The sequence below is a fragment of the Bosea sp. OAE506 genome (genome assembly GCF_040546595.1).
In the GTDB taxonomy this organism is placed as follows: Bacteria; Pseudomonadota; Alphaproteobacteria; order Rhizobiales; family Beijerinckiaceae; genus Allobosea.
This window is the reverse complement of sequence record NZ_JBEPOB010000001.1, coordinates 4,072,541-4,098,354: the sequence shown is the minus strand read 5'-3', so window position 1 is coordinate 4,098,354 and position 25,814 is coordinate 4,072,541. Positions and strand designations below refer to the sequence as shown.

Genomic DNA, 25,814 nt, shown 5'->3' with positions numbered 1-25,814 from the left:
GGCTGCGCGAGACCTGCCATCTCCCGGCGACCCTAATCCCGCCGCCCGCCGCGCTTCAAGTCGTGGTCGATCAGATAGGCGGTGCGCTGGTTCAGCCGCTGGCGGTAGACCTGCAGGTTCTCCATCACGCGCTGCACATAGTTGCGCGTCTCGTAGAACGGAATGCGCTCGATCCAGTCGACCGCATCGACCTCCGGCAGGCGCGGGTCGCCATAGGCCGCGATCCATTTCTTCACATTGCCGGAGCCGGCATTGTAGGCGGCGAAGGTCAGGATGTAGGAGCCGCGCCACTCCTTCAGCAGGTCGTTCAGATGGGCCGCGCCCATCTGCGCGGAATAGAGCGCGTCGCGGCCAAGCCGCGGCCAGTCGAAGGGCAGGTTGGCCCGCCGCGCCGTCTCGCGCGCCGTCGCGGGCATCATCTGCATCAGCCCGCGCGCCCCGGCATGCGACATCGCGGTCGGGTCGAAGGCGCTCTCCTGCCGGGCGATGGCATGGACGATGGCGCGCTCCATCGGATCGCCGAGCACGGGAAATTCCGGCACGCCGGTTGTCGGGAAGGCGGCGGTGTCGAGCGGGAAGCCGCGCTGCAGCGCGCTCTTCCCCAGTGCCAGCAGGGCGCGCGTATCGCCCTCGCGCTGCGCGATCGCGGCCACCGCCTCCAACGCGGGGGCGGTGTTCAGGCGTTGGCCGAGATCGACCAGCATCTGCGCGGCGAGATCGCGCTCGCCGATCCTGTAGAGCAGGCGCACGCCGGCATGGCCGGGCAGGTGCTGCAGCGCCGCCGCTGCCGAGCGTCGCAGCGGCAGATCAGGCAGGCCGAGCCGGGCCCGCGCCAACTGCCCGTAATAGGCGACCGGGTGCTCGGCAGCGCGCTCATAGGCCGCTCGTGCTTCCTCGGCCTTGCCGATGTCCTCGAAGGCGCGGCCCTGCCAATAGGCGGCACGCGAGACCGAGATCGGCGTTTCGGCATGGCGCGCCGCCTCGCTGAAATGCTCCAGCGCGATCCCCGGCTGGTTGCGGAAGCGCAGCGCTATAAATCCGGCATGCCATTCCGCGTCGATCCGCTCGGCGGCATCCTCCGCGCCGTGGCCGGCGGCGACGCCATAGGCGGTGGCGGCGTCGCCGGCGTCGAGCAGTTTCCGGGAGATCAGGCGGCGCTCGATCCACCAGGCGTCGCCGTCGCCGAGCAGAGCGGGATCGCGCGGCACGCCGGCCAGCCATTTCGCTGCCTCCTGCGGCTTGTCGGTGCGTCGCGCCTGCTGCGCCTGCAGAAAGGCGAAGGAGACGTCGCCGCGCAGCGAAGCCGGAACGGCTGCGATCAATGACGGCGCAATCGCTCTGCGGGCATCGCCGCTGGCGAGCCGGGCGCGGGCGAGCAGCCCGTAATCGGCCGAGACCCGCGCCGCATTGCGTAGCGCCGCCGCGTCGTTGCCACGGAAGATGTAGCGCTCAGCCCGCAGGCGGTGGTCGGCCGCCGTCAGGAAAGCGCCGAACGCCTCCAGCACGATCTTCTCGAGCGGCGCGCCAAGGTGGTCCTGCAGCCAGATCTGGCGCACGAGCGCGTTCGCCTCGTCATTGCGGCTCTCCGACGCCAGAGCCAATGCAAGCGCGACGCGCCCTGCGGGGCTCACCGGCTTCTGGCCATGGAAGAAGGCCCGCACGACGGCCGGGCTCTTCCGCTCCGCGACCAGCATCTCCTCGGCGCGGCGCCGGAACAGCGATGTCGCCGGGTAGTTCGGATAGGCCTTCAGGAAGGCGTCGATCCGGGCAAAGGGCAGCACGCTCGTGGCGCTGCGGATCGCGACCCATTCCAGCAGCGCACGCGCCGTGCGTTCGTCGACCGAGGCGGCAAGCGCATCTCCCTCCGCGAGCGCTCCGCGTTTATAGGCGGTGACGGCTTTGGCGAGCAGGTCGAGATCGACCTCCGAGGCCCGCAGCGCGTCGGCCGGGTAGGGCGGCAGCGAGGCCGTGGTCTCGACATCGACCGCGCCGAGGGGATCGCGCTGGGCGGCATGGGCGCCGTCGTCGCCGGCGAGCGAAGGCGTGCCCAGCAGGAGGGGCAGCAGAAGTGCGATCATCCGCGAGCGGATGACAGGCGAGGCCATGGCGGGCTCCACGGTCGGGTGCGTCGCCAACGATGCTCGGGGAAGCGGGTTTACGAAGACTTAACCATGGAAGGGCCTATTTTTACGGCAGGCCGGCTTTGCCTGCCGCCGGGGACGGTTTATGTGTGACGCCCTCGTCACGATCATTCGCTCCAGGACGCTGCTTCCATGACCAAGCATCCCGCCTTCACCGGTTCGCTCCCCGCGCTGGTGACGCCGTTCAAAGGCGGCCGGATCGACGAGGAGGCGCTGCGCGCGCTGGTCGACTGGCAGATCGAGAACGGTTCTTCCGGCCTGGTCCCGGTCGGAACGACCGGCGAGAGCCCGACGCTGTCGCATGACGAGCATCGGCGCGTCGTCGAGATCGTGATCGCCCAGGCGAAGGGTCGCGTGCCCGTCATCGCCGGCGCAGGCTCGAACAATACTACGGAGGCCATCGACCTCGCCGTCCATGCCGAGAAGGCTGGCGCCCAGGCCGTGCTCGTCGTTACGCCCTACTACAACCGCCCGACCCAGGAGGGGATGTACCAGCACTTCAAGGCGGTGAACGATGCGGTCGGGATCCCGATCATCATCTACAACATCCCGCCGCGCTCGGTCGTGGACATGTCGGTCGAGACGATGGCGCGGCTCTACGAGCTGAAGAACATCGCCGGCGTGAAGGACGCCACCGCCAATCTCGCCCGCGTCTCGCAGCAGCGCCACGCCATGGGGCCGGATTTCATCCAGCTCTCGGGCGAGGATATGACAGCGCTGGCCTATATGGCGGCCGGTGGCCATGGCTGCATCTCGGTCGTCGCCAATGTCGCGCCGCGCCTCTGCGCCGACCTGATGACAGCCGCTCGGGCCGGCGACTATGCCGGCGCGCTGAAGGTGCAGGACCGCCTCGTGCCGCTGCATGATGCGATCTTCAAGGAGCCCGGCCTCGCCGGCGCCAAGCATGGGCTCGCTCTCCTCGGCCGCGTCGATGAGGAGGTCCGCCTGCCGCTGCTGCCGGTGACGCCTGCGACCGGCAAGGTCATCCGCGACGCCATGGTGTTCGCCGGCCTGCTGAATGCCTAAATAGGGAAGCTGCGTCCGTCCGGTCCCCCGGCCGACGCCAGGGAGACCGAGGATGTACGAGCCCAGCCATTTCAAGGTCGAGGATCGCGAGGCGCTCTTCGCCGTCATGCGCGCCCACCCGCTCGCGACGCTCGTCAGCGCCGGCGAGGACGGGCTGATCGCCAATCCGGTTCCCTTCGTGCTGCATGAGGGGGAGGGAACGCAGGGCGTGCTGCGCGCGCATCTCGCCCGCCCCAACCCGCAATGGAAAGCGATTGCGGCCGGCGCCCAGGCGCTGGTGATCTTCACCGGCACCGAGCGCTATGTCACGCCGGCCTGGTATGCCTCCAAGCGCGAGCACGGCAAGGTCGTGCCGACCTGGAACTACGTCACCGTCCAGGTCCGTGGCCCCGCCCGCACGATCGAAGATCCCGCCTGGCTCCACGCCCAGCTCGACTCGTTGACGCGCCAGCAGGAAGCGCCGCGCGACGAGCCCTGGAACGTCACCGACGCGCCGGAGGCTTTTGTGGCGGCGCAGATGCGTGGCATCGTCGGCATCGAGATCGAGATCGCCTCGCTGGTCGGCAAGTTCAAGCTCAGCCAGAACCGGCAGGACGCCGACAAGCTGGGCGTTTTCAATGGCCTGGCGGCCGACCCTGAATCGGAATCGCAGGCGATGGCGAGTCTCGTCAAGGCCCATGCGCTGGGAGGCACGGCATGAAGAAGCCCGATCCGGAGCGCTTCAAGCTCGCGGCTGACAACCGCAAGGCGCGCTACAATTACGAGATCACCGAGACGCTGGAGGCCGGCATCGCGCTGCAGGGCACCGAGATCAAGTCCCTGCGCGGCGGCAAGGCCACGATCGGTGAGAGCTATGCCGGGCCGATGGGCACCGAGCTCTTCCTGTTCAACGCGCATATCCCCGAATATCTCGAGGCCAACCGCTTCAACCACAACGTCAAGCGGCCGCGGAAGCTGCTGCTGCACCGCCGTCAGATCAACAAGCTGATGGGCGCGATCCAGCGTGACGGCTACACCGTGATCCCGCTCAAGGTCTATTTCAACGACAAGGGTCGCGCCAAGGTCGAGCTCGGTCTCGGACGCGGCAAGAAGCTGCACGACAAGCGCGAGACCGAGAAGAACCGCGACTGGAACCGCGACAAGGCCCGCATCATGAAGGCAGGTGCGTAGGCTCCGTCATTCTCGGGCGGAGCGCAGCGCAGACCCGAGAATCTCCGGCCGAAGAAGGCGCCGGAGCCTCCGGGTCACAAGTTGCTCGGGTCAAGCCCGAGCATGACGACGGCGACGCCACCTCGTCCCGCGCATCCCAGTGGATACGCTTCGTAGAGCCCGAACCCCGCGGCGTCAGCCGGCCGGGGCTTTTGGTGGGTCGGGCATCTCAGCCCTCGGCGGGCTCGTCGCCCTGGCGGATGCCGTAGCGCCGCTCCAGCCCGGGATTGCCCGGTGTCACCGGGCCGCCCGGCGCAGCTCCGCTGCGGGCGTTGCGCTCGGCCGGGTCGCGGCCGATCTTCTGCATCAGCTGGGCGAGGTCGATGAACTCGTCGCATTGCCGGCGCAGATCGTCGGAGACCATCGGCGGGCTCGTCGAGACCGTGGAGACGACCGAGACCTTCACGCCCTTGCGCTGCACCGCCTCAACCAGCGGGCGAAAATCGCCATCGCCCGAGAACAGGTAGATCTGGTCGAGATGCGGCGCGAGTTCGAGCATCTCGATCGCGAGCTCGATGTCCATGTTACCCTTGATCCGCCGGCGCCCAGTGGCATCGGTGAACTCCTTGGCCGCCTTGGTGATGACGCGGTAGCCGTTGTAGTCGAGCCAGTCGACCAGCGGCCGGATCGAGGAATACTCCTCGCTCTCGATCAGCGTGGTGAAATAGAAGGCGCGGATCAGGTTGCCGCGGCCCTGGAATTCCCGCAGCAGCCGGCGGTAATCCATGTCGAAGCCGAGTTGCTTCGACGTCGCGTAGAGATTGGCGCCATCGATGAAGAGCGCGATGCGCGGGTCGGCGGCCATGGAAAACACTCCGTCTGAAATCGCTTTTGAAAAATCAGAATGAAAATGAAAGGCGGTGGAAGCATGTCGGGCGCGACCGATGCCGCGCCCGGATCAATCATCGTCAGTGACCGCGCTTCAGTGGCGCGCGGGGAGGGCTCAGGCACTCAGGCCGCGGCTGCCGGGCTTGGTGGCGGGAAGGGCGGCCAGCTCCGGCGGCAGCGCGTCGGGCGCATAGTCGGGCACGGCGTATTCCATCAGGCTGACCAGCTCCATGCCGAGCTCGGCCCGGCCCGCCGAGCGGTCGATCAGGCAGGCAGCGCCGACGATGGTGCCGGGCTCGTCCTTCACCGAGTGGCGGCATTCGCGCAGCGAGAGCCCCGTGGTGATGATGTCTTCGATGATGATGCAGCGCGCCCCGGCGGGCAGGGTAAAGCCGCGGCGCAGCCTGAAGCTGCCGCCCTCGCGCTCGACGAACACCGCCTTGGCGCCCAGATGCCGGGCCGTCTCGTAACCCGGCACGATGCCGCCGATCGCGGGCGAGACGACATAGTCGATCTTGCCGAAGCGCGCCTCGATCTTGGCCGCCAGCGCCTTGCACAGCCGCTCGGTGCGCACCGGATCCTGGAAGACGAACATCTTCTGCAGGAAGACGCCGCTGCGGCGGCCCGACGACAGGATGAAATGCCCCTCGAGAAGCGCACCCGCCTCGCGGAATTCGGCGAGAACCTCGTCGTCGGTCATGGTAGGCGCTCCAGAAGTGAAAGGTCGGCGGGGTCTTTGCGTCGGATCACGTTGGTACGCAAGGCGCGAGGAGCCCCTCATTCATAGTCCTCATCCTTCGAGACGCCACTGCGGGGCTCCTCGGGATGATGGCTGAGCACGCTTGCAGGCCGCTCAGCCCTTCGGAAACTCCAGCCCCATCTCGCGATAGCGCGCCGGGTCGTCGCTCCAGTTCTCGCGCACCTTCACGAACAGGAAGAGGTGCACGGTCGCTTCGGCGGCTTCCGCGATCTCGACGCGGGCCTTCTGGCCGATCGCCTTGATCGTCTGGCCGCCTTCGCCGAGCACGATCTTCCGCTGGCCCTCACGCTCGACATAGATCGTCTGCTCGATCCGCACCGAGCCGTCCGGGCGCTGCTGCCACTGCTCGGTCTCGACGGTGGAGCGATAGGGCAGCTCGTCATGCAGCCGCTCGAAGATCTTCTCGCGAGTGATCTCGGCGGCGAGGAAGCGCAGCGGCGCATCCGAGATCTGGTCTTCCGGATAGAGCCACGGTCCCAGCGGCAGGCGGGTCTCCAGCCAGGCCAGGATGTCCTTGACGCCGTAGCCGGTCAGGGCCGCGATCATGAAGGTGGTCTCGAAAGAGCCGAGCGCGTTCACCTTGGCGGTGATCTCGAGCAGCTTGTCCTTGGCGATGATGTCGATCTTGTTGAGGATCAGGAACTTCGGCTGCTTCAGCTCGGCGAGCTTTTCGAGCAGGCGCGTGTTTTCCTCGTTGTCGAAGCGCTCGACATCGATCAGCACGCCGATCAGGTCGGCATCGGTGGCGCCGCCCCAGGCGCTCGTCACCATCGCGCGGTCGAGCCGGCGCTTGGGCTGGAAGATGCCGGGCGTGTCGACGAAGATGATCTGCGCCGCACCCGACATGGCGATGCCGCGCACCTGGGTGCGCGTCGTCTGCACCTTGCGCGAGACGATCGAGACCTTGGCGCCGACGAGCTGGTTCAGCAGGGTCGACTTGCCGGCATTGGGCGCGCCGATCAGCGCGACGAAGCCGGCGCGGGTCGGTCCGGTGGGGGCGCCACCCGTCTCGTCAGCCATGGTCGCTCTCCATCGTTTCAGTCCACAGCCCCTCGCGGCGCAGGAAGGCTTCGGCGGCGGCCTGCTCGGCCAGCCTTTTGGACGGCCCCTGCGCCTCGGCGTCGACGAGGCCCGTAATGCGCGCCGCGACGCGGAACACCGGGGCATGGTCGGGTCCGGAGCGGCCGCGCTCGGAATAGGTCGGTGTCGGATAGCCCTGGCCCTGGGCCCATTCCTGCAGCGCTGTCTTGGCGTCCCGCAGCGGCCGTACCGGCTTGAGCAGGCGCTCGCCGAAGGCACGCTCGACCAGCCCGCGCGCCGCCTCATAGCCGCCGTCGATGAAGACGGCGCCGATGATCGCCTCGCAGGCATCGGCCAGGATCGCCTTGTTCTTGCGCGCGCCGCCGAGGATCTCGCCTTCACCTAGTCGCATGAAGGCGCCGAGATTCCAGGCGATCGCGACCTCGGCGCAGGTTTCCTTGCGCACGAGATCGGCCAGCCGGCGCGACATGTCGCCCTCGGCCGCAGTCGGATAGCGGACGAACAGCATGTCGGCGATGCAGAGCCCCAGAACCCGGTCGCCGAGGAATTCGAGACGCTGGTAGCTCTGCAGGCGCGGGCCTTCCGCGCTCATATGGGTGAGGGCGGTGTTGAGCAGCCCCTGATCCGTGAAGGCATGGCCGAGCGTCGCCTGCAGGCGGGCCGTCTCGGGCGGCTTGCGCCCGTTGTCGCCGGCCTTGCTCACGTGTCCATTCCGTTCACTTGATCGCGCTGAACAGGCGGTTCCAGCGCACCGTCCAGGGCCATTCCCACAGCTTCCAGGCGGAGGCGCCGTCCTCGATCGAGAAGAAGATGATCTCCGCCCGGCCGACGAAATTCTCGAAGGGCACGAAGCCGACACTGCGGTCGCGCGAATCCAGCGAGTTGTCGCGGTTGTCGCCCATCATGAAGAAATGACCGGGCGGCACGACGAAGACCGGGGTGTTGTCGAAGGTGCCGGTGTCGCCCTCGCGTTCGATGATCTGGTGCGAGACGCCGTTGGGCAGGGTCTCGCGATACTGGATCGCCGGTGCGCTGCGGCCCCAATTGTCCGTGGTGATGAAGTCGGCGATGCGCTCACGCTTCACCGGCTGGTTGTTGATGTGCAGGATGCCGTCGATCATCTGGATGCGCTCGCCGGGCAGGCCGATCACGCGCTTGATGTAGTCGGTCGAATTGTCGGTCGGCAGCTTGAACACGGCGATGTCGCCGCGCTTGGGCTCGGCCGCCCAGACGCGGCCGGAGAACAGCGGCGGGCTGAACGGGATCGAGTGCTTCGAGTAGCCGTAGGTGTATTTCGAGACGAACAGATAGTCGCCGATCAGCAGCGTCGGGATCAGCGAACCCGAGGGGATGTTGAAGGGCTGGAACAGCAGCGTCCGGATCACCAGCGCGATCAGAAGGGCCTGTACGACGACCTTGATGGTCTCGACGATGCCGCCCTCGTCCTTGGCGGTCTTCTTCTTCGAATCGACGTCGTTGGCCACGCGGGCGCTCCTGGGACGGGGGTCCAGCGGGCGGTCTAGCGGAATGTCGTCCGGCAGACAACGCCGGGAAGGAGGGGTTTGGCAGGCGCGGCGGGGGCTTAGGCGAAACCGGCCGGGCGATTTGTCATGCGACACGTCTTTTGACATGGATGTGCCGTCCAGCCGTTCTAGGGAAGACCTCGTCGCGCCGGCCCGGGTGGTCCCGCCGCGTGCCGCCCGTCGTTCGAGAGACCAGCCGTTCAGGATTCCGTGAAGACATTCGATCTGCCCCCGTCCCTGTCCCGCCCGCAGCCCGTCTCCGGGGCGGTGGTGGGCATCGGGCTGGCCTGCGTCATCTCCGCTCTCGCGGTGCTCGGGCGTTTCGCGCTGGAGGGCACACTGCCGGCCGGCTATCCCTTCCTGACCTTCTTCCCGGCCGTCATCATCACAAGCTTCCTGTGCGGCACGGCCGCCGGGACGCTCTGCGCGGTGCTGTGCGGGATGGCGGCCTGGTACTGGTTCATTCCGCCCGACGGGTTTGCGCTGGATCGGCAAAGTGCCTTCGCGCTGTCCTTCTATGTCTTCATCGTCGCCGTCGACATCGTGCTGATCCATCTGATGACCCGTGCGATGCGGCGGCTGGAGGCGGAGAAGCGGCTCTCCAACGCGCTGGCCGAGCAGCAGAGGACGATGTTCGAGGAACTGCAGCACCGCGTCGCCAACAACATGGCTTTCGTTGCCAGCCTGCTGAACATGTCGCGGCGGCGGCTGGCGGCCGATCCGGCGGCGGCGCCGGCGATCCTCGACGATGCGCGCAACCGCATCGAGACCATGGCGCGCATCCACCGGCGCCTGCACGATCCCAACCAGGTCGACCTGCCGGTACGGGCCTATCTGCAGGATCTCTGTGCCGACGTCGTCGAGACCAGCGGCCTTTCGGGCGTCACCTGCGCGGTGGACGTCCCCGAGATGACCTTCGACATCCGCAAGCTGACCACGATCTCGATGCTCGTCTCCGAGGTCGTGACGAATTCGCTGAAGCACGCCTATCCGGATGGCCGGAGCGGGCACATCACCGTCTCGCTGCGCCGCCTCGCCGGCGGCGAAGCGGAGCTGACGATCGCCGATGACGGCGTCGGCCTGCCGACGATGCCCGACGACGCCTCGCCCGGCCATGGCCTGGGCAACCGCATCGTCGAGGCGCTGGCCAAGCAGCTCAAGGGCAGCGTCACGCGGCAGTCGAACCCGGGACTCGCGACACGCATCCTCTTTCCGCTCTGAGCCGGCGGCCCCGCACGATTGACCCTGCGGGAACCTGGGAGCACGATCGTCTTCATCTCGGGGGAGACGGCATCATGAACGGCAGGAAATATGCGGCGGAGGCTATCGGCACTTTCTGGCTGACTTTTGCGGGCTGCGGCAGCGCGGTTATCGCGGCCGGGTTCCCGCAGGTCGGCATCGGCCTGCTCGGCGTCTCGCTCGCCTTCGGCCTGACCGTCGTCACCATGGCTTATGCGATCGGCCATATCTCGGGCTGCCACCTCAATCCGGCGGTGACCGTCGGCCTCGCGGCGGGCGGGCGCTTTCCGTCCAACCAGATCCTGCCCTACGTCGTGGCGCAGGTCGCTGGCGCTGTCGTCGCCGCCGGCGTGCTCTACCTCATCGCCAGCGGCGCGCCCGGCTTCGATCTGGCCAAGGGCTTCGCCTCGAACGGCTATGGCGAGCACTCGCCGGGGAAATACAGCCTCTTCGCCGGCTTTCTCACCGAAGTGGTGATGACGATGATGTTCCTCTTCATCATCATGGGCGCCACTCATGGCAAGGCGCCGGCGGGCTTCGCGCCGCTCGCGATCGGTCTGGGGCTCTGCCTGATCCATCTGGTCAGCATCCCCGTCACCAACACCTCGGTGAATCCCGCGCGCAGCACCGGCCCGGCGCTCTTCGTCGGCGGCTGGGCGATGGGGCAACTCTGGCTGTTCTGGGTCGCGCCGCTGATCGGTGGGGCGCTCGGCGGCATCGTCTATCGCTGGCTGAGCGAAGAGCCGACCGGTCAGGTCATAGGCACCGCGCCGGCGGAGTAGGCCGCCCCAGCGATCTTCAGCGGCTGGTCAGAGGCCGCGCCTCGATCACCACGAAGGCCTGCGCCATCGGCGGGTCGTCGGTCATCGAGACATGCACGAAGGCCTCGTGCCCCGGCGGTGTCATCGCCGCAAGCCTGGCGGCGGCGCCGCCGGTCAGCCGCAGCGTCGGCCGCCCCCCGGGCAGGTTGACGACCTCCATGTCGCGCCAGAAAACGCCGGCGCGCAGCCCCGTGCCCAGCGCCTTGGAACAGGCTTCCTTGGCGGCGAAGCGCCGCGCATAGGAGGCCGCGCGCGTCGCCCGCCGCTCCGACTTGGCGCGCTCGCCCTCGGTGAAGATGCGGTGGGTGAAGCGCTCGCCGAACCGGTCCAGCGATTTCTGGATGCGGTCGATGTCGCAGAGATCGGAGCCGATGCCGAGGATCATGGGCCCGGTCTAGCCGGCGCGGCGACCCTCGTCCATCGCCTGCCGCATCCGCAGGAGCGCGGCATCGAGGCCGATGAAGATGGCCTCGCCCATCAGGAAATGGCCGATGTTGAACTCGACGAACTCCGGCACCGCGGCGAGCTGTCTTGCGGTCTCGTAGTCGAGCCCGTGCCCGGCATGAACCTCGAGCCCGAGCGAGGCGGCGAAGGCCGCGCCCTTGGCGAGGCGCGCGAACTCGGCCTGAGCCTTGTCGGCATGCCCGTCAGCGACGGCATGACACCAGGTCCCGGTATGTAGCTCGATCACCGGCGCGCCGAGCTTGGCCGCCATCGCGATCGGCGCCTCGTCGGCCTCGATGAAGAGCGAGACGCGGCAGCCGGCAGCCGACAGACGGGCGATGGAGGGCCGCAGCGCCGCCTCCTGGCCGACGATGTCGAGCCCGCCCTCGGTCGTGCGCTCCTCGCGCTTCTCGGGAACGAGGCAGGCCGCATGCGGCTTCAGGCGCTCGGCCAGCGCGATCATCTCCTCCGTCGCCGCCATCTCGAAATTGAGCGGCTTGGTCAGCTCCGCGGCGAGGCGGGCCATGTCAGCGTCGCGGATATGGCGCCGGTCTTCGCGCAGATGCGCGGTGATCCCGTCCGCGCCCGCAGCAACCGCCTGATGCGCGGCGCGCACCGGGTCGGGCAGCGCGCCGCCACGCGCATTGCGCACCGTCGCGACGTGATCGATGTTCACGCCCAGTCGCAGCCGGTTCGCCATGGGTCAGATCTCCTCGGGACCGGGCGTGCATAGACGACAAACCGCCACCGCCTCAAGACACGCATTGTCACGGCTGGGCTCACGAAAACTGATAGGTCGCGAGGATTGGCCGCGCGACCTTCGCGCTTCGGTAACCGCGTCGCCAGCGAAGGCGGGCGCGCCGCCGCGAATAAGGCAATCGTAAAGACTCGTCCCTAACGTCACCGGCGGGGACAGATCGTGGCGATGGGACGCGGGCCGTGCAGCTTGCCGTAAAGACGGGCACATTCGAGACCGATGTGACGCGGGACCGGCGCGATCTCGCGCAGGACGCCGATCGCTCGCTCGGCCGCGTCGTCTCCTGCGACGGTTCGCGGGCGACGATCGCCAGCACGGTCGCGGGCATGACCCGCCTCGGCCCCGAATCCTGGACCGTCGGCCGGATGATCTCGATCAATCTCGGCCGCACCCGCATCGTCGGGCTCGTCTACGAGATGTCGGCGGTGAACGCCGTCTGGGACGAGGGCGCCGACAACGCCATCCATGTCCAGGTCGAGCTGCTCGGCGAGGTCACCGAGGCTGCCGATGGCCGCACCAGCTTCCAGAGCGGCATCTCGACCTATCCGCCGATCGGCGCCGTCGCGCACCGCATCCGCGCTGGCGACCTTGCGCTCGTCCATGATCTCGGCACCCGCAAGGCCATCACCATCGGCACCCTGACCCAGGATCCGTCGATCCCCGCCACCGTCTGCATCGACGACATGCTGGCGCGCCATTTTGCGCTCGTCGGCACCACCGGCGTCGGCAAGTCGAGCGCCGTCTCGCTGCTGCTGCGCCGGGCCGTCGCGGCGCGGCCGCGACTGCGCGTGCTGATCCTCGACCCGCACAACGAATATGCCTCCGCTTTTCCCGACCGCGCTCTCGCGATCGACGCCGAGGCGCTCGACCTGCCGTTCTGGATGTTCAAGCTCGAGGAGTTCGCCGAGGTCGTTTTCCGCGGCCGCGCCGCCTTCGAGGAGGAGGGCGACATCCTGCGCGAGGTGGTGTCGGGCGCGCGCGAGCGCTACCGCTCCGGCAGCCTGCGCAACTCGATGCGCGACATTAACTCGACCCTGCTGAAACGCCCGCTCGACATCGGGCTCGGCCGCCGCGAGGAGGGCTCGGGCAGCGCCGGCGACATGCCGACGCCCTATCGCATCATCGACGCGATCGCGATCATCGAGGAACTCATCGGCCTCCATGAGAAGCGCTGGCCGCATGCGGCGCTGCGCTCGCTGAAAGTCCGGCTCGAGACCCTGCACAACGACCCGCGCTACCAGTTCATGTTCGCCCGGGCGAATATGATGGAGACGATGGCGCCCGTCCTGGCCCAGATCTTCCGCCTGCCGCATCACGGCCGCCCGATCACGGTCTTCCAGCTCGGCGGGCTGCCCTCGGAGGTGGTCGACGCGGTCGCCTCCGTGCTGGCGCGGCTGTCCTTCGACCTCGCCTGGGCGAGCCAGGGCACCTACGAGATCCTGCTGCTCTGCGAGGAGGCCCATCGCTACGTGCCGGCCGATCCGTCGCTCGGCTTCCAGCCGACGCGCCAGGCCATCGCCCGCATCGCCAAGGAAGGCCGCAAATATGGTGCCTATCTCGGCGTGGTGACGCAGCGCCCCGGCGAACTCGACCCGACCATCCTGTCGCAATGCTCGACCATCTTCGCGATGCGGCTGGCCAACGAGGTCGACCAGCAGATCATCCGCTCCGCGATTTCGGACGCCTCCGCCAGCACGCTGAAATTCCTCTCCTCGGTCGGCAACCGGGAGGCGATCGCCTTCGGCGAAGGCGTCGCCACGACGATGCGGATGCGCTTCGCCGAACTCGCCCCCCACGAGCTGCCCTCGATGGACGTCGTCACGGGCACCGACGGGCGCCGCGAGCCGGGGCTCGACGAAATGGTCCGGCGGTTGCGCGGCTGAGGCTGCGCCGCCGCGACGCCAATCTTGCATCTGCAGTGCTTTGCCTGTAATGGCACGCGCTACCCATTTCCCTGCATCGCGACAGATCAGAAGGAGCCGCCCATGGCTCGCGTCACCGTTGAAGATTGCATCGACAAGGTCGACAACCGCTTCGAGCTGGTCCTGCTCGCCAGCCATCGTGCGCGCATGATCCAGTCGGGCTCGGCGATCCTGGTGCCGCGCGACAACGACAAGAACCCCGTCGTGGCGCTGCGCGAGATCGCCGACGAGAAACTCAAGCCCGAGGATCTGAAGGAAGATCTGATCCACTCGCTGCAGAAGCATGTCGAGGTCGACGAGCCGGAGGCCGAGACGGTGCCGCTGCTCGCAGCCCCCGGCCAGAGCGCCTCGACCCCCGATTCGGAGGTCCAGTTCGACCGCATGAGCGAGGAAGACCTCCTGCGCGGCCTCGACGGTCTCGTTCCCCCAACCGAGAGCGCCGACGACGAGGATTGAGCCTCACGTGGCCACAAGCCTAACGGCTTCTTCACCCAATCCGCGAAAGCCCGGCATCGCCGGGCTTTTTCATGTCCCGATCGGGGAATACGCCTTGCTGCTGTCTCGCGCTGCCCCGATATTGGGCGACTCCAGATCAGGCAGGCGTGACAGAGGGCCCGCATGGGCATGATGCGGCAATACGAACTCGTCGACCGGGTTCGCAGCTATAATCCCAACACCGACGAGGACCTCCTCAACCGGGCCTATGTCTATGCCATGCGTGCCCATGGCACGCAGAAGCGTGCCTCCGGCGACCCGTTCTTCGCCCATCCCCTCGAAGTCGCGGCGCTCCTGACCGATCTCAAGCTCGACGATGCGACCATCGTCGCCGCGGTGCTGCACGACACGGTCGAGGACACGGCCGCCACGCTCGAAGAGATCGAGAGCATGTTCGGCCCCGATATCCGCCGGCTGGTGGACGGGCTGACCAAGATCAAGAAGCTCGACCTCGTCTCCAAAAAGGCGGCCCAGGGCGAGAATTTCCGCAAGCTCCTGCTCGCCATCGTCGACGATGTCCGCGTGCTGCTGGTCAAGCTCGCCGACCGGCTGCACAACATGCGCACCCTTCATTTCATGGCGCCCGAGAAGCGCCTGCGCATCGCCGAGGAAACCGCCGAGATTTATGCCCCGCTCGCAGGCCGCATGGGCATGCAGGAGCTGCGCGAGGAACTCGAGGAACTCGCCTTCCGTCACATCAAGCCCGAAGCCCATGCGACCGTCACCAAGCGGCTGGAAGAGGTCACCGAGCGCGAGGGCAGCGTCATCGGTGCGATCGAGCGCGACCTCAAGGACAAGCTTGCCGCCAGCGGCATCCAGGCCGATGTCTCCGGCCGCCGGAAGCGGCCCTATTCGATCTGGAAGAAGATGGAGCGCAAATCCATCTCCTTCGAACAGCTCTCCGACATCTTCGGCTTCCGCGTCATCGTCGCGACGCCGGAGGATTGCTACCGCGTGCTCGGCATCGTCCACATGACCTGGCCGATGGTGCCGGGCCGCTACAAGGACTACATCTCGACGCCTAAGCAGAACGACTACCGCTCGATCCACACCACCGTCGTCGGGCCGGGCCACAGCCGCGTCGAACTGCAGATCCGCACCGACACGATGGACCGCATTGCCGAATACGGCATCGCCGCCCACGCCCATTACAAGGACGGCCGCACCACGGAGCTGGCGCAATACGCCGACGAGAGCCGCGCCTATCAGTGGCTGCGCCGCACGGTCGACCTGCTGGCGGAAGGCGACAGTCCCGAGGAATTCCTCGAGCACACCAAGCTCGAGCTCTTCCACGACCAGGTCTTCTGCTTCACGCCCAAAGGCCGGCTGATCGCGCTGCCACGGGGCGCGACCCCGATCGACTTCGCCTATGCGATCCACACCAATGTCGGCAACAGCGCCGTCGGCGCCAAGATCAACGGCCGCATCGCCCCGCTGCTGACCGAGCTCGCCAATGGCGACGAGGTCGAGATCACCCGCGCCGAGGGGCAGACGCCGCCGGCCGCCTGGGAATCCCTGGTCGTCACCGGCAAGGCTCGCGCCGCCATCCGCCGTGCCACCCGCAGCGCCGTGCGCCGGCAGTATTCCGGGCTCGGCCGCCAGATCCTCGAGCGCGCCTTCGGCCGCGTCGACCGGCCCTTCACCGACGAGAAGCTGAAGGCCGCGCTGAAGCGCCTCGCCCGCAACGCCGTCGACGACGTGCTCGCCGCCGTGGGGCGCGGCGAGATGTATTCCGGCGACGTGGTCAAGGCTGTCTATCCCGATCTCGAGCCCGAGAAGCGCAACGCGCCTGATCCCAAGACGGCCGCCGCCGGTAGCGGCAAGGGCTGGTTCGAACTGCGCAAGGGCGAGAACCTGAAGTTCAAGCTCCCGGGCGAGGGGGCAGGCGACCAGGTTTCCGGTGACGACGCGATTCCGATCCGCGGCCTCGGCGGCGACCTGCCGGTGCGCTTCGCACCGAACGGGGGCGCCGTGCCGGGAGACCGCATCGTCGGCATTCTGACGCCGGGCGAGGGGGTGACGATCTACCCGATCCAGTCGCCCGCACTCGCGGCCTTCGACAACGAGCCCGAGCGCTGGCTCGATGTCCGCTGGGACCTCGACGACAAGGCGATGCAACGGTTCCCAGCGCGCATTGCCCTGAACTCGATCAACGAGCCCGGCTCGCTCGCCCAGATCACCACCACCATCGCCGAGCATGACGGCAACATCGATGCAGTCGCGATGCACCGCCCGAACCCGGACTTCACCAATGTCACCATCGACCTGACGGTCTGGGACCTGAAGCATCTCAGCGCCATCATCAGCGAATTGCGCGAGAAGCGGGTGATCAGCCGGGTCGAGCGGGTGGTGGGGTAGGCCTCAGCCCGCCCGGAAGGCCGCCGCGAGTTCCCGCACGAAGGCGTTCGCGCGCGGCGTCGCGACCTGGCTGCGCAGCACGACGCAGGAGGTGCCGAGGTCGGGCAGGCCCCAGTTGCGCCCGACATCGGCCGTCCCTGCCGGTGCCAGCCTTGCCGCCAGCGGCGAGACGCCGAGCCCACCGGCGACCGCCGCCAGCACAGCGCTCATGCCGCCGCCGATGAAGGCCTCGCGCCAGGCGATGCCGGCGCGGTCGAGCGCCGCCATACCGTGCTGGCGCAGCCAGCAATCGGGCATCAGGCTGACCAGCGGCAGCGCCTCGTCCGGCTGCCGGACCAGCCGCGGCGCAGCGAACCAGCCGAACGCATCCTCCCGCAGCACTTCGCCGCTGCGGCCGGGCGCGAGGCGGCGAATGATCGCGACATCGAGTTCGCCGCGCTCGAAGGCAGCCTCCAGCGCCCGCGACGGCTCGATCCGCAGCGCGATCACGACATCCGAGTGGGCGGTGGCGAGCCTCGCCAGCACGGCCGGGATCTCCGCGCCAACCGCCTGCTCGCTAATGCCGATCGCCATGCGCTCCGGTGCGGCGGCAAAGACCGTGAGCGCCTTGGCCTGCGCGGCCATCAGGTCGCGCGCCGCGGGCAGGAAGCGCTCGCCCTCCGCCGTTAGCCGCACCAGCCTTGGATGGCGCTGGAGCAGCACCTTGCCCAACCGCTCCTCCAGCCGCCGGATGCGCGTGCTGACCAACGACTGCGTCGTGCCCAGCGCCTCGGCTGCCCGGGTAAAGCTGGCGAGATCGGCCGTTCTGAGGAAGGCGGCGACGGCTTCGGGATCGAGCGCGGCGAGCATGAATGATCCTCAATCGATATCGCTAATATCATCTTCGATACGGTTTCAGGATGCATCGCGCAAGCTACGGTCTTCCTCACTGGCGGGACCGCCGCTGTGCCAATGGAGACCTCTCATGCCCCTGATCCGAATCTCGATGCGCCGCGGGCGCCCCGCCTCGCATCCCGCGGCGATCGTCGATGGCGTCTACCGCGCGCTTCGCGCGACCTTCGAGGTGCCTGAGAACGACCTGTTCGCGGTCGTCCACCAGCACGAGGCTGACGAGTTTGTCTTCGACGCGAATTTCTTCGGCTTCCAGCGCTCGGCCGGGCTGGTGATCATCCAGATCACGGTCGCCAATACCCGCGGCGTTACCCAGAAGAAGGCGCTCTTCGCCGCCATCGCGGCCAATCTCCAGCAGGAGCCCGGGCTGAAGCCGGACGACATCTTCATCAACCTGCTCGAGGTCAAGCGCGAGAACTGGTCCTTCGGCGGCGGCGTGGCGCAGTATGTGGCCTAGACGTCATTCTCGGGCGAAGCGACAACCCGAGAATCTCATGACCAGCGGACTCTGGTTTCCGAGATGGTCGGGTCGAGCCCGACCATGACGAGCCGGCCCTGTTTCGCCCTGCGATATCCTGCCCTAAACCCATCCCATGGAATGGAGCGACGAGGGCACGATCATCGGCGTCAGGCGCCATGGCGAGAGCGCCGTGATCCTGGAGGTGATGACCCGCGACCATGGCCGCCATCTCGGCCTCGTCCGCGGCGGCCGCTCAGCGAAGCAGCAGCCGGTCCTCCAGCCGGGCAACGCCGTCGCGCTGGTGTGGCGGGCGCGGCTCGACGAGCATCTCGGCGAATACAAGGTCGAGCTGCTCGCCTCGCATGCCGCGCGGCTGATCGCGGCGCCGGTCGCGCTCTACGGGCTCGGCACGATCGGGGCGCTGCTGCGGCTGTTGCCGGAGCGCGACCCCCATCCCGGCCTGCACGAGGCGCTTTCCGTCATGGTCGCCCATCTCGACGAGCCTGCCCTGGCGCCGGCGCTGGTGGTGCGCTTCGAGGTCGCGATGCTGTCCGAACTCGGCTTCGGGCTCGATCTCGCGCGCTGCGCCGTCACGGGTTCGCCCGACGATCTCAGCCATGTCTCGCCGAAATCCGGCAAGGCCGTCAGCTGCAAGGCGGCCGAACCCTATCGCGACAGGCTGCTGCCGCTGCCTCCCTTCCTCAGCGAAGGGCAGGGCGCCCGCCAGCCCTCCGCCGCCGATCTCGCGGCCGGCTTTTCGCTGACGGGCTTCTTCCTGCGCCGCTATGTCTTGGAGCCGCGGGGCTTGGCCGAGCCGCCGGAGCGGGCGCGGCTGGTCGAGCTTGCGGCGCGCGCCGCGCTGGCGTCCGAGGCCTGAGCGCTGCGCAGCTCCTGCAGCAGCTCGATCTGCACCTCCTGGATCTCGGCCAGACGCTGCCATTGCCGGTTGACGAGATGGTCCATCTTCTCGTGCAAATGCCGGATCTCCAGCTCCGCCTTCAGGTTGACCTGGTAGTCGTTGCGCGAGCGGGCCCGGTCCTTCGCCTCCTGCCGCTGCTGGCTCATCATGATGACGGGGGCCTGCACGGCGGCGACGCAGGACAGGACAAGATTGAGCAGGATGAAGGGATAGGGGTCGAAGGTGGTCGCCCCGGCGATGTTGATCGTCATCCAGAACGCGATGACGACGCCAAACGAGATCAGGAAGGCCCAGCTCCCGCCAAAACTCGCAACATGGTCGGCCAGGCGCTGGCCGACGGTCCGGTCGCGGTCGATCTCGTCATCGGTGTTGCTGGTGATCAGTTCGGAGGAAGCGAGGCTTTTCGCCACCTGCCGGTCGAGCTCGGTCAGTTCGCCGCGTTCGCTGGCGAGCAGCGCGTTGACATAGCGCGAGCGGTAGGTCGCGACGGCGTCCTGCGAGACCAGCGCATGGGCCGGGAGATCGGGGTGGTCGCGGCGGATCGCGTCGGCCAGCGCTGGCCGCAGCGCGTCGAGACCGATGAGGTGGCGGCGCGGCAGCGTGCGGCCGGTCAGCGCGCAGACGCCGGTGTCCTGGTCGGGGTCTTGGCTGGTCATGCGGGTCTCCCTCGCGACCGGGCGTGCGCCGGTCGATTGCAACGCTGGTCTTCGCCCGCCAACGTTCTAGCGGGGCGATTCGCGTCGTGCGATAGAGGCGCGTCTGGAATCGCAGCGGGGGTGAGCAAGCCATGGGAAAGCCGGTCGATCCGCCGCCGGAGGAGGAGTCCGAGCGCATCGACCTGAAGGCGGCGCTCGAGGAGCGCTACCTCGCCTATGCGCTCTCCACCATCATGCACCGCGCCCTGCCGGATGCCCGCGACGGGCTGAAGCCCGTGCACCGGCGCATCCTGCACGCGATGCGCCTGCTGCGGCTCGACCCCGGCCAGGTGCACAAGAAATGCGCCCGCATCGTCGGCGACGTCATCGGCAAGTTCCACCCGCATGGCGACCAGTCGGTCTACGACGCGCTGGTGCGCCTCGCGCAGGATTTCGCCCAGCGCTACCCGCTCGTCGATGGCCAGGGCAATTTCGGCAACATCGACGGCGATAATGCGGCGGCCTATCGCTACACCGAAGCGCGCATGACCGAGGTCGCGCGCCTGCTGCTCGATGGCATCGACGAGGACGCGGTCGATTTCCGCGAGACCTACAACGGCGAGGACGAGGAGCCGATCGTGCTCCCCGCCGCCTTCCCGAACCTGCTGGCGAACGGCTCGCAGGGCATCGCGGTCGGCATGGCGACCTCGATTCCGCCGCACAACGCCGCCGAACTCTGCGACGCGGCGCTTTATCTGATCCAGCATCCGGAGACCTCCTCCGAACAGCTGATGACCTTCGTGCAGGGACCGGACTTCCCGACCGGTGGCATCATCGTCGAGAGCCGTGCCTCGATGGCCGAGACCTACCGCACCGGCCGCGGCGCCTTCCGCACCCGTGCCCGCTGGCATGCCGAGGATCTCGGCCGTGGCACTTGGCATGTCGTCGTCACCGAAATTCCCTACATGGTCCAGAAGGGCCGGCTGATCGAGAAGATCGCCGAGCTTCTGAACGACAAGAAGCTGCCGCTCGTCGCCGACATCCGTGACGAATCGGCGGAGGACATCCGCGTCGTCATCGAGCCGCGCGCCCGCAACGTCGATCCGGCTCTGATGATGGAGTCGCTCTTCCGGCTGACCGAGCTGGAATCGCGTATCTCGATGAACATGAACGTGCTGACCGGCGGGCTCGTCCCGCGCGTGCTCGGCCTCAATGAGGCGCTGCGCGCCTGGCTTGACCATCGCCGCGACGTGCTGCTGCGGCGCTCGCGCTTCCGCCTCGGCCAGATCGAGAAGCGGCTCGAAATCCTGCGCGGCCTGCTGATCGTCTATCTGGACCTCGACCGCGTCATCAAGATCATCCGCGAGGAGGACGAGCCGAAGATCGAGCTGATGCGCGTCTTCGAGCTGAACGAGGTCCAGGCCAACGCCATCCTCGACACCAGGCTGCGCGCACTGCGCAAGCTTGAGGAGATGCAGCTCAAGACCGAGCTCGACGAGCTGACCAAAGAGAAGGGCCAGATCGAGGAGCTGCTGGCCTCGGAACCCGTGCAGTGGAAGCTGATCCAGCACGACATCCGCGAAGTGAAGAAGCTCTTCGGCCAGGAGACCGCGATCGGCAAGCGGCGCACCTCCTTCGCCGACATGCCCGACACCACCGACATCGACCTGACGCAGGCCATGGTCGAGCGCGAGCCGGTGACCGTGGTGATCTCGAAGAAGGGCTGGATCCGCGCCCTGAAAGGTCATGTGCAGGACCAGTCGACCCTGACCTTCAAGGGCGATGACGGGCTGAAGACGGCCTTCTTCACCGAGACGACGGCGAAGCTCCTGGTGCTCGCCACCAACGGCAAGGTCTTCACCCTGGAAGCGGCCAAGCTGCCCGGCGGGCGCGGCTTCGGCGACCCGATCCGCCTGATGATCGACCTCGAGGAACATGCCGAGATCGTCGAGGCCTTCCCCTACCGGCCCGGCCTCAAGCTCTTGATGGTGACGACGGACGGGCGCGGCTTCGTCGTGCCGGCCGACGACGTTGTCGCCAATACCCGCAAGGGCCGTCAGGTGCTCAATGTCGACATGCCCGTGGAAGCGCTGCTGGCGACCCCGGCCGAGGGCGACCATGTCGCGATCATCGGCCAGAACCGCAAGCTCAACTGCTTCCCGCTCTCGGAAGTGGCAGAGATGAGCCGCGGCAAGGGTGTGCGGCTCCAGCGCTACAAGGATGGCGGCGTCTCCGACGCCAAGACCTTCAAGCTGGCGGACGGCCTGACCTGGCGCGACACCTCGGGCCGGACCTGGACCGTGGCGCAGGCCGAACTAATGGAGTGGCTCGGCCACCGCGGCGAAGCCGGCCGCCTGCCGCCCAAGGGCTTCCCGAAGAACAACAAGTTCGGGGGTTAGGCGCTCACTGTCATGCTCGGGCTCGATCCGAGCATATCGCAAACCAGAGGTCTCTGGTCGTGAGATTCTCGGGTCAAGCCCGACAATGACGCCTGTGGTCAACGGCTTGGGACGATCGCCTGAATCACTCCCGCAACCGCCTGAATCAAACTCTCAGCGGATGCTCTGGCCGACGACGCCGACTTCGAGGCCGAGCGTGAGGTTGTTGGTCACCGCCCATTCGACGCCGGCGCGTGCCTCGGGCCGAACCGCGATGTCACTGCGCGAGAACGGCGATGACCAGGGCGTGGCGCCGTAGCGATAGGTCTCGTTGGCGGCGGCCATGCCGACCTTGGTGTAAACAAGCACATCCGGCGTCACCAGGACGCCCGTCTTGATCTGGAAGGCGCCGGCGAAGTCGCGCGTGAAGCTCGCCTGACCGAAGCCCGGCGTGTTTGCGCCACCGAAGCTCGGCATGTAGTCGAGCGCGCCGACGATGCCGTAGACGAAATTGCCCTCGCGCTTCATCACACCCGCCTCGAGCCCGAAGGTCGGGCCGGCGCTGGTGCCGAAGCGCTTCGAACTGGTGACGTTGAAACCCGTCGAGATGCGGGCATAGGAGCCCTCCCAGCGAACGCCGCCAGGTGCCAGCGTCGGCTGCGACCAGGCGAAGGAGGGCAGCGGCGCAAAGCCGTCGAAGGGCAGCCAGGACTGGGCACGGGCCGCGCCCGGCAGGAGCAGGGCGCCGGCGATCGCGGCGGAGAGAAGCGGCACTCTCACGGTCAAACAGGTCCTCATCGCAGCCGGCCCGATTTCGAGCCTAGCATGAGGCCGCCGGAATGTCGCGGATTTGTGGCCGCGTGCGCGCGTCAGGACAGCTTGGTCTTGAGCTTGAGGAAACGCATCGTCCGCTCTGCGGTGGCGAGGTCGAGCGCGGCATAGGCCTTCAGATCGTCCTCGGTCGCGGCCCTGGCGAACATCATCCGCCGCCCGCGCAGCCGCAGTACGGCGCCGAAGGCCTCCGTCGAGACACCGAGTGCCCGGCAGGCGACGGCAATGCCGCTCGCGTCCCGCTGCATCAGCACGCGCAGCGCCTGGTCCGTGCTGAGGCTGGCGACCTGGGCGAAGACCAGCGCGAGGTGGAAGGCGCGGTCCTCGTCGGCCAGCATCGAGACGATCTCGTCCAGCGGGCGTGTGCCGGCGGCGAGATCGGCCATCAGCAGCTTGATCTCGAGCCGCTGCTGCCGGGCCTGGCGGGCGAGGCTCAGCGCCTCGCTGCCCGGCTTGTTCCAGAGCCCGCCATCGTCGCTCATCTGCTCGACGATCCGCATCACGCGCTCGGCGCGGTTCGGCGTCAGGTCAGAGCGGGAGCACAGCGCGAGGCTGATCTGGCCGTCATGGCCGCCGCGCTCGATCAGCCGGTCGAAGCCCTTCTCTGAGAGGCTCGCGCCCTCATTGGCGCTGACGGTGTGCAGCACCTCGCGGTCGCCGCGCTCGACCAGGATGTCGGTGACGCTCTCGGAGAGACGCGCGCGCTCGGCGATGGCCACGAGATGGCGCTGCGACTGCGTCACCGCGATCGCCGCAAGGTCCGTGTCGGTCAGCACCGGCGAAAGCTTGAGCACGAGGCGCGCCACATCCGCGTCCGGATCGGAGGCGAGCGTCACCGCAACGTCGCGCGGCAGTGTCGGCGTCTCGGCGACGCGGTCGGCATAGTCGCGCCGGGCATCGGCTTCGAGATGCGGCAGCGATTTGAGCGCGATCTCGCCATAATGGGCCTGCGACGCCTCGTTGGGCGCCTCATCCAGCAGGAACAGGTCTGTGACCGCGTTTAGCAGTTGCCGCCGGCTGTCCGACGACATTTCCGCAGGCATTCGGGACAGTTCGCTGAGCATTGGGCGATCCGGGGACAGGTGAGATGCTCACCATAGCGCGCAGGGTTTGACCGATGATTAAGATGACCGTGCGTGAACCGGGCAATTGCGCATCGTCGTCGGGCGCGGGCACAGCGCCCGACCGGCCTTGCGCCGCCGCTCAGGCGACGCGCGCCTTCATTCGGATGAAGCGCATCCCGCGCGTGGCGGCGGCGCTGTCGATCTGGGCGTAGCGGCGCAGATCCTCCTCGGTGTCCTTGTTGGCGAACATCAGGCGCCGCGCCCGCAGCGCCAGCACGCCCGCGAAGCCGGGGATGCCGATGTCGAGCGCGCGACAGGCCAGCGCGATGCCGCTGACATCCCGCTGCAGCAGCGCGCGCAGGGCCTGCTCGACGCCGATGTCGGAGACGCGGGCCAGCACCTGCGCGAGGTGGTAGGCGCGGTCTTCCTCGGCCAGCATCACGACGACCTCGTCGAGCGGGCGCGTCCCGCTTTTGAGATCGGCGATGAGCTGGTTGACCTCGAGCCGCTGGCGCCGTGCCAGCCGCGCGATCGCAGCCGCCTCGCTGTCGGAGGCAAAGTCGACGTCGCCCTGCTCGCCGAGCTCGGCCAGCACGCGCAGCACCCGCTCGGCGCGAACCTCGCTGAGATCGGACCGGACGACGACGGCCAGCGGGATCGCAGCCTCCTCGCGGCCGCGGTCGAGCAGCTTCTCGAAACCCTCTTCCGTAAAGGCCGCGCCCTCATTGCCGCCCACGGTCTTGAGGACCTGGGTGTCGCCGCGCTCGACGAGGATGTCGGTGATGTTCTCCGACAGCCGGACGCGCTCGGCGATGGCGGCGAGATGAGCCTGGGACTGGTTCAGCGCGATGGCGGCGAGGTCTCGGTCGGTCAGCACGGGAGACAGCCGCAGGACGAGCCGCGCGACCTCGCCGTCCGGATCGCCGGCGAGCGCATTGGCGACGCTGCGCGGCAGGTTCGGCTCCGCGGCGACCTCGTCGGCATAGCCCTGGCGCGCCTGCAGATCGAGATGGGGCAGGGCGCGCAGCGCGATCTCGCCATAGTGGTGCTTCGACATACCCGTCGGCTCGGGGTCGCAGAAAAACAGGTCCGTGACCGCCTGCAACAGCCGGTGCCGGGCGTCGGAGGAGGTCTCCGCGGCCAGTTTGAACAGCGAGTGCAGCATGGTGCCCCCAAGCCTTTCCCATGACGGGCCGGCCCCGAAGGACCGCGTCCAATGTGACGCGGCACCGCGCCCGCGCAAACCATTGTCGGAAATTGGTATGAACAAAACCTATTGCCGCAGCGTCAGGGCCGGACGGCCCGCTGCGCGGCGTTGCGGTTCAGCCGAAGCGTTCCCAGCCCTGTGGCAGCAGGCGCTCCTGGGGCAGGAAGCGCTCCTTGTAGGCCATCTTCGGCGAGCCATCGACCCAGTAGCCGAGATAGACGTAAGGCAGGCGCAGCTTCCGGGCCCGCTCGATATGGTCCAGCACCATGAAGGTGCCGATCGAGCGCGCCTCCAGCGACGGGTCGAACACCGAATACACCATGGAGAGCCCGTCGCTCAGCCGGTCGGTCAGCGCCATCGCGAAGAGGTCGCCCTGACCACGCCCGGTGAAGCCGCTGTCGGGGCCGCGGCGGCGATACTCGATCAGCGATGTCTCGACATGGGTGTCCTCGACCATCATCGCAAAATCGAGCGCCGACATCGTCGCCATGCCGCCATCGGGGTGGCGCTCGTCGAGATAGGTGCGGAACAGGGAATAATGCTCCGAGCGGGGCCGTGGCGGCAGCCATTCGCCGATCAGGTCGCTGTTGCGCGACATCACCTTCCGGAAGCCGCGCGAGGGCCGGAAATCGTCGACAAGGACGCGCACCGAAATGCAGGCCCGGCAGGTCTCGCAAGCCGGGCGATAGGCGATGCTCTGCGAGCGGCGGAAGCCGCCATGGCTCAGCACATCGTTGAGGTCGCGGGCGCGGGCGCCCACGAGATGGGTGAAGACCTTGCGCTCCTCGCGCCCGGGTAGATAGGGGCACGGCGTCGGCGACGTCAGGTAGAATTGCGGGGCATCCCGCAACGGGCGCGTCACGTC

25 protein-coding genes are annotated in these 25,814 nt (G+C 67.8%); 11 read left to right on the top strand and 14 right to left on the bottom strand.

The annotated features are described in order from the left end of the window. Window positions 1–32: 32 nt before the first annotated feature. Window positions 33–2,105: a lytic transglycosylase domain-containing protein gene (locus tag ABIE41_RS19965; protein WP_192641988.1), complete on the bottom strand. Its 2,073-nt coding sequence runs from the start codon at window positions 2,103–2,105 to the stop codon at window positions 33–35. A 168-nt stretch (window positions 2,106–2,273) separates the two neighbouring features. On the opposite strand from ABIE41_RS19965, the gene dapA reads away from it, so the two are divergent. From dapA to smpB, 3 genes are read left to right on the top strand one after another with little or no spacing between them, the layout of a single operon-like run. Continuing rightward, window positions 2,274–3,167: a 4-hydroxy-tetrahydrodipicolinate synthase gene (dapA, locus tag ABIE41_RS19960; RefSeq protein WP_192641987.1), complete on the top strand. Its 894-nt coding sequence runs from the start codon at window positions 2,274–2,276 to the stop codon at window positions 3,165–3,167. Window positions 3,168–3,219: 52 nt separating this feature from the next. Beyond that, on the top strand, window positions 3,220–3,867 hold the full coding sequence (locus ABIE41_RS19955; protein ID WP_192641986.1) for an FMN-binding negative transcriptional regulator: 648 nt from the start codon (window positions 3,220–3,222) through the stop codon (window positions 3,865–3,867). Next, a complete protein-coding gene (gene smpB / locus ABIE41_RS19950) occupies window positions 3,864–4,337 on the top strand; it encodes an SsrA-binding protein SmpB (protein WP_192641985.1) in 474 nt (157 codons plus the stop codon). Before ABIE41_RS19955 ends, smpB begins: the two co-directional genes overlap by 4 nt. A 208-nt stretch (window positions 4,338–4,545) precedes the next feature. On the opposite strand, the gene ABIE41_RS19945 is transcribed toward smpB, so the two are convergent. The 5 genes from ABIE41_RS19945 to lepB all read right to left on the bottom strand — a co-directional run bounded on the left by ABIE41_RS19945 (window position 4,546) and on the right by lepB (window position 8,489). Next, window positions 4,546–5,181: a LabA-like NYN domain-containing protein gene (locus ABIE41_RS19945; RefSeq protein ID WP_192641984.1), complete on the bottom strand. Its 636-nt coding sequence runs from the start codon at window positions 5,179–5,181 to the stop codon at window positions 4,546–4,548. 138 nt (window positions 5,182–5,319) lie between these two features. After that, window positions 5,320–5,904, bottom strand: a complete 585-nt coding sequence (gene pyrE / locus ABIE41_RS19940) for an orotate phosphoribosyltransferase (RefSeq protein ID WP_192641983.1) — start codon at window positions 5,902–5,904, stop codon at window positions 5,320–5,322. Between the two features lie 153 nt (window positions 5,905–6,057). Beyond that, window positions 6,058–6,984 carry a GTPase Era gene (era, locus tag ABIE41_RS19935; RefSeq protein ID WP_192641982.1) on the bottom strand — a complete coding sequence of 309 codons (927 nt, stop codon included), beginning with the start codon at window positions 6,982–6,984 and terminating at the stop codon, window positions 6,058–6,060. Further along, complete coding sequence (gene rnc / locus ABIE41_RS19930) at window positions 6,977–7,708, bottom strand: ribonuclease III (RefSeq protein WP_192641981.1); 732 nt, start codon at window positions 7,706–7,708, stop codon at window positions 6,977–6,979. The genes era and rnc overlap by 8 nt, the downstream gene beginning before the upstream one ends. Window positions 7,709–7,721: 13 nt before the next feature. Next, on the bottom strand, window positions 7,722–8,489 hold the full coding sequence (gene lepB, locus ABIE41_RS19925; protein WP_354192915.1) for a signal peptidase I: 768 nt from the start codon (window positions 8,487–8,489) through the stop codon (window positions 7,722–7,724). Between the two features lie 249 nt (window positions 8,490–8,738). Between lepB and ABIE41_RS19920 the strand changes: the two genes are divergently transcribed. Together ABIE41_RS19920 and aqpZ are read left to right on the top strand one after the other, a co-directional pair. Further along, entirely contained in the window at window positions 8,739–9,749 is a 1,011-nt protein-coding gene (locus tag ABIE41_RS19920) for a histidine kinase dimerization/phosphoacceptor domain -containing protein (RefSeq protein WP_210320837.1), read from the top strand. Between the two features lie 74 nt (window positions 9,750–9,823). Next, window positions 9,824–10,549, top strand: a complete 726-nt coding sequence (aqpZ, locus tag ABIE41_RS19915; protein ID WP_192641979.1) for an aquaporin Z — start codon at window positions 9,824–9,826, stop codon at window positions 10,547–10,549. 16 nt (window positions 10,550–10,565) lie between these two features. Here the strand turns inward: aqpZ and acpS are convergent, their stop codons facing one another. Both acpS and ABIE41_RS19905 read right to left on the bottom strand, forming a co-directional pair. Further along, the gene (gene acpS, locus ABIE41_RS19910) at window positions 10,566–10,973 is read right to left on the bottom strand and encodes a holo-ACP synthase (protein WP_192641978.1); all 408 of its coding nucleotides are present in this window, start codon (window positions 10,971–10,973) and stop codon (window positions 10,566–10,568) included. A gap of 9 nt (window positions 10,974–10,982) precedes the next feature. Continuing rightward, a complete protein-coding gene (locus tag ABIE41_RS19905; RefSeq protein WP_192641977.1) occupies window positions 10,983–11,732 on the bottom strand; it encodes a pyridoxine 5'-phosphate synthase in 750 nt (249 codons plus the stop codon). A gap of 239 nt (window positions 11,733–11,971) precedes the next feature. On the opposite strand from ABIE41_RS19905, the gene ABIE41_RS19900 reads away from it, so the two are divergent. The 3 genes from ABIE41_RS19900 to ABIE41_RS19890 all read left to right on the top strand — a co-directional run bounded on the left by ABIE41_RS19900 (window position 11,972) and on the right by ABIE41_RS19890 (window position 16,564). Further along, the gene (locus ABIE41_RS19900) at window positions 11,972–13,672 is read left to right on the top strand and encodes an ATP-binding protein (protein ID WP_354192911.1); all 1,701 of its coding nucleotides are present in this window, start codon (window positions 11,972–11,974) and stop codon (window positions 13,670–13,672) included. 102 nt (window positions 13,673–13,774) lie between these two features. Then, window positions 13,775–14,167 (top strand): DNA-directed RNA polymerase subunit omega, encoded by a 393-nt coding sequence (gene rpoZ, locus ABIE41_RS19895; protein ID WP_066721492.1) that lies wholly within the window; start codon window positions 13,775–13,777, stop codon window positions 14,165–14,167. A 168-nt stretch (window positions 14,168–14,335) separates the two neighbouring features. Next, the gene (locus ABIE41_RS19890) at window positions 14,336–16,564 is read left to right on the top strand and encodes a RelA/SpoT family protein (RefSeq protein WP_192642883.1); all 2,229 of its coding nucleotides are present in this window, start codon (window positions 14,336–14,338) and stop codon (window positions 16,562–16,564) included. Between the two features lie 3 nt (window positions 16,565–16,567). On the opposite strand, the gene ABIE41_RS19885 is transcribed toward ABIE41_RS19890, so the two are convergent. Further along, window positions 16,568–17,413 (bottom strand): LysR substrate-binding domain-containing protein, encoded by an 846-nt coding sequence (locus tag ABIE41_RS19885; protein WP_192641976.1) that lies wholly within the window; start codon window positions 17,411–17,413, stop codon window positions 16,568–16,570. Between the two features lie 115 nt (window positions 17,414–17,528). On the opposite strand from ABIE41_RS19885, the gene ABIE41_RS19880 reads away from it, so the two are divergent. After that, complete coding sequence (locus ABIE41_RS19880; protein ID WP_192641975.1) at window positions 17,529–17,912, top strand: tautomerase family protein; 384 nt, start codon at window positions 17,529–17,531, stop codon at window positions 17,910–17,912. Window positions 17,913–18,048: 136 nt separating this feature from the next. Next, a complete protein-coding gene (recO, locus tag ABIE41_RS19875) occupies window positions 18,049–18,792 on the top strand; it encodes a DNA repair protein RecO (RefSeq protein WP_192641974.1) in 744 nt (247 codons plus the stop codon). Here recO and ABIE41_RS19870 read toward each other — a convergent pair. Further along, window positions 18,699–19,490 carry a DUF1003 domain-containing protein gene (locus tag ABIE41_RS19870; protein ID WP_192641973.1) on the bottom strand — a complete coding sequence of 264 codons (792 nt, stop codon included), beginning with the start codon at window positions 19,488–19,490 and terminating at the stop codon, window positions 18,699–18,701. The two genes, recO and ABIE41_RS19870, sit on opposite strands and share 94 nt — an antisense overlap. Window positions 19,491–19,621: 131 nt before the next feature. On the opposite strand from ABIE41_RS19870, the gene parC reads away from it, so the two are divergent. Beyond that, window positions 19,622–21,868 (top strand): DNA topoisomerase IV subunit A, encoded by a 2,247-nt coding sequence (gene parC / locus ABIE41_RS19865; RefSeq protein ID WP_192641972.1) that lies wholly within the window; start codon window positions 19,622–19,624, stop codon window positions 21,866–21,868. A gap of 153 nt (window positions 21,869–22,021) precedes the next feature. Here parC and ABIE41_RS19860 read toward each other — a convergent pair whose 3' ends face one another. The 4 genes from ABIE41_RS19860 to ABIE41_RS19845 form a co-directional block, all read right to left on the bottom strand. Continuing rightward, on the bottom strand, window positions 22,022–22,627 hold the full coding sequence (locus ABIE41_RS19860) for an outer membrane protein (RefSeq protein WP_354192907.1): 606 nt from the start codon (window positions 22,625–22,627) through the stop codon (window positions 22,022–22,024). 89 nt (window positions 22,628–22,716) lie between these two features. Then, window positions 22,717–23,721 (bottom strand): DUF2336 domain-containing protein, encoded by a 1,005-nt coding sequence (locus tag ABIE41_RS19855; protein ID WP_354192904.1) that lies wholly within the window; start codon window positions 23,719–23,721, stop codon window positions 22,717–22,719. 160 nt (window positions 23,722–23,881) lie between these two features. Next, entirely contained in the window at window positions 23,882–24,907 is a 1,026-nt protein-coding gene (locus ABIE41_RS19850) for a DUF2336 domain-containing protein (protein ID WP_192641969.1), read from the bottom strand. 157 nt (window positions 24,908–25,064) lie between these two features. Continuing rightward, window positions 25,065–25,811 carry an arginyltransferase gene (locus tag ABIE41_RS19845; RefSeq protein WP_192641968.1) on the bottom strand — a complete coding sequence of 249 codons (747 nt, stop codon included), beginning with the start codon at window positions 25,809–25,811 and terminating at the stop codon, window positions 25,065–25,067. Window positions 25,812–25,814: the final 3 nt, after the last annotated feature.

Coding starts and splice junctions, on each gene's coding strand:
- ABIE41_RS19965 (WP_192641988.1), bottom strand. CDS start 2,105: ATGGCCTCGCCTGTCATCCGCTCGCGGATGATCGCACTTCTGCTGCCC.
- dapA (WP_192641987.1), top strand. CDS start 2,274: ATGACCAAGCATCCCGCCTTCACCGGTTCGCTCCCCGCGCTGGTGACG.
- ABIE41_RS19955 (WP_192641986.1), top strand. CDS start 3,220: ATGTACGAGCCCAGCCATTTCAAGGTCGAGGATCGCGAGGCGCTCTTC.
- smpB (WP_192641985.1), top strand. CDS start 3,864: ATGAAGAAGCCCGATCCGGAGCGCTTCAAGCTCGCGGCTGACAACCGC.
- ABIE41_RS19945 (WP_192641984.1), bottom strand. CDS start 5,181: ATGGCCGCCGACCCGCGCATCGCGCTCTTCATCGATGGCGCCAATCTC.
- pyrE (WP_192641983.1), bottom strand. CDS start 5,904: ATGACCGACGACGAGGTTCTCGCCGAATTCCGCGAGGCGGGTGCGCTT.
- era (WP_192641982.1), bottom strand. CDS start 6,984: ATGGCTGACGAGACGGGTGGCGCCCCCACCGGACCGACCCGCGCCGGC.
- aqpZ (WP_192641979.1), top strand. CDS start 9,824: ATGAACGGCAGGAAATATGCGGCGGAGGCTATCGGCACTTTCTGGCTG.
- acpS (WP_192641978.1), bottom strand. CDS start 10,973: ATGATCCTCGGCATCGGCTCCGATCTCTGCGACATCGACCGCATCCAG.
- ABIE41_RS19905 (WP_192641977.1), bottom strand. CDS start 11,732: ATGGCGAACCGGCTGCGACTGGGCGTGAACATCGATCACGTCGCGACG.
- rpoZ (WP_066721492.1), top strand. CDS start 13,775: ATGGCTCGCGTCACCGTTGAAGATTGCATCGACAAGGTCGACAACCGC.
- ABIE41_RS19890 (WP_192642883.1), top strand. CDS start 14,336: ATGATGCGGCAATACGAACTCGTCGACCGGGTTCGCAGCTATAATCCC.
- ABIE41_RS19885 (WP_192641976.1), bottom strand. CDS start 17,413: ATGCTCGCCGCGCTCGATCCCGAAGCCGTCGCCGCCTTCCTCAGAACG.
- ABIE41_RS19880 (WP_192641975.1), top strand. CDS start 17,529: ATGCCCCTGATCCGAATCTCGATGCGCCGCGGGCGCCCCGCCTCGCAT.
- recO (WP_192641974.1), top strand. CDS start 18,049: ATGGAATGGAGCGACGAGGGCACGATCATCGGCGTCAGGCGCCATGGC.
- ABIE41_RS19870 (WP_192641973.1), bottom strand. CDS start 19,490: ATGACCAGCCAAGACCCCGACCAGGACACCGGCGTCTGCGCGCTGACC.
- parC (WP_192641972.1), top strand. CDS start 19,622: ATGGGAAAGCCGGTCGATCCGCCGCCGGAGGAGGAGTCCGAGCGCATC.
- ABIE41_RS19855 (WP_354192904.1), bottom strand. CDS start 23,721: ATGCCTGCGGAAATGTCGTCGGACAGCCGGCGGCAACTGCTAAACGCG.
- ABIE41_RS19850 (WP_192641969.1), bottom strand. CDS start 24,907: ATGCTGCACTCGCTGTTCAAACTGGCCGCGGAGACCTCCTCCGACGCC.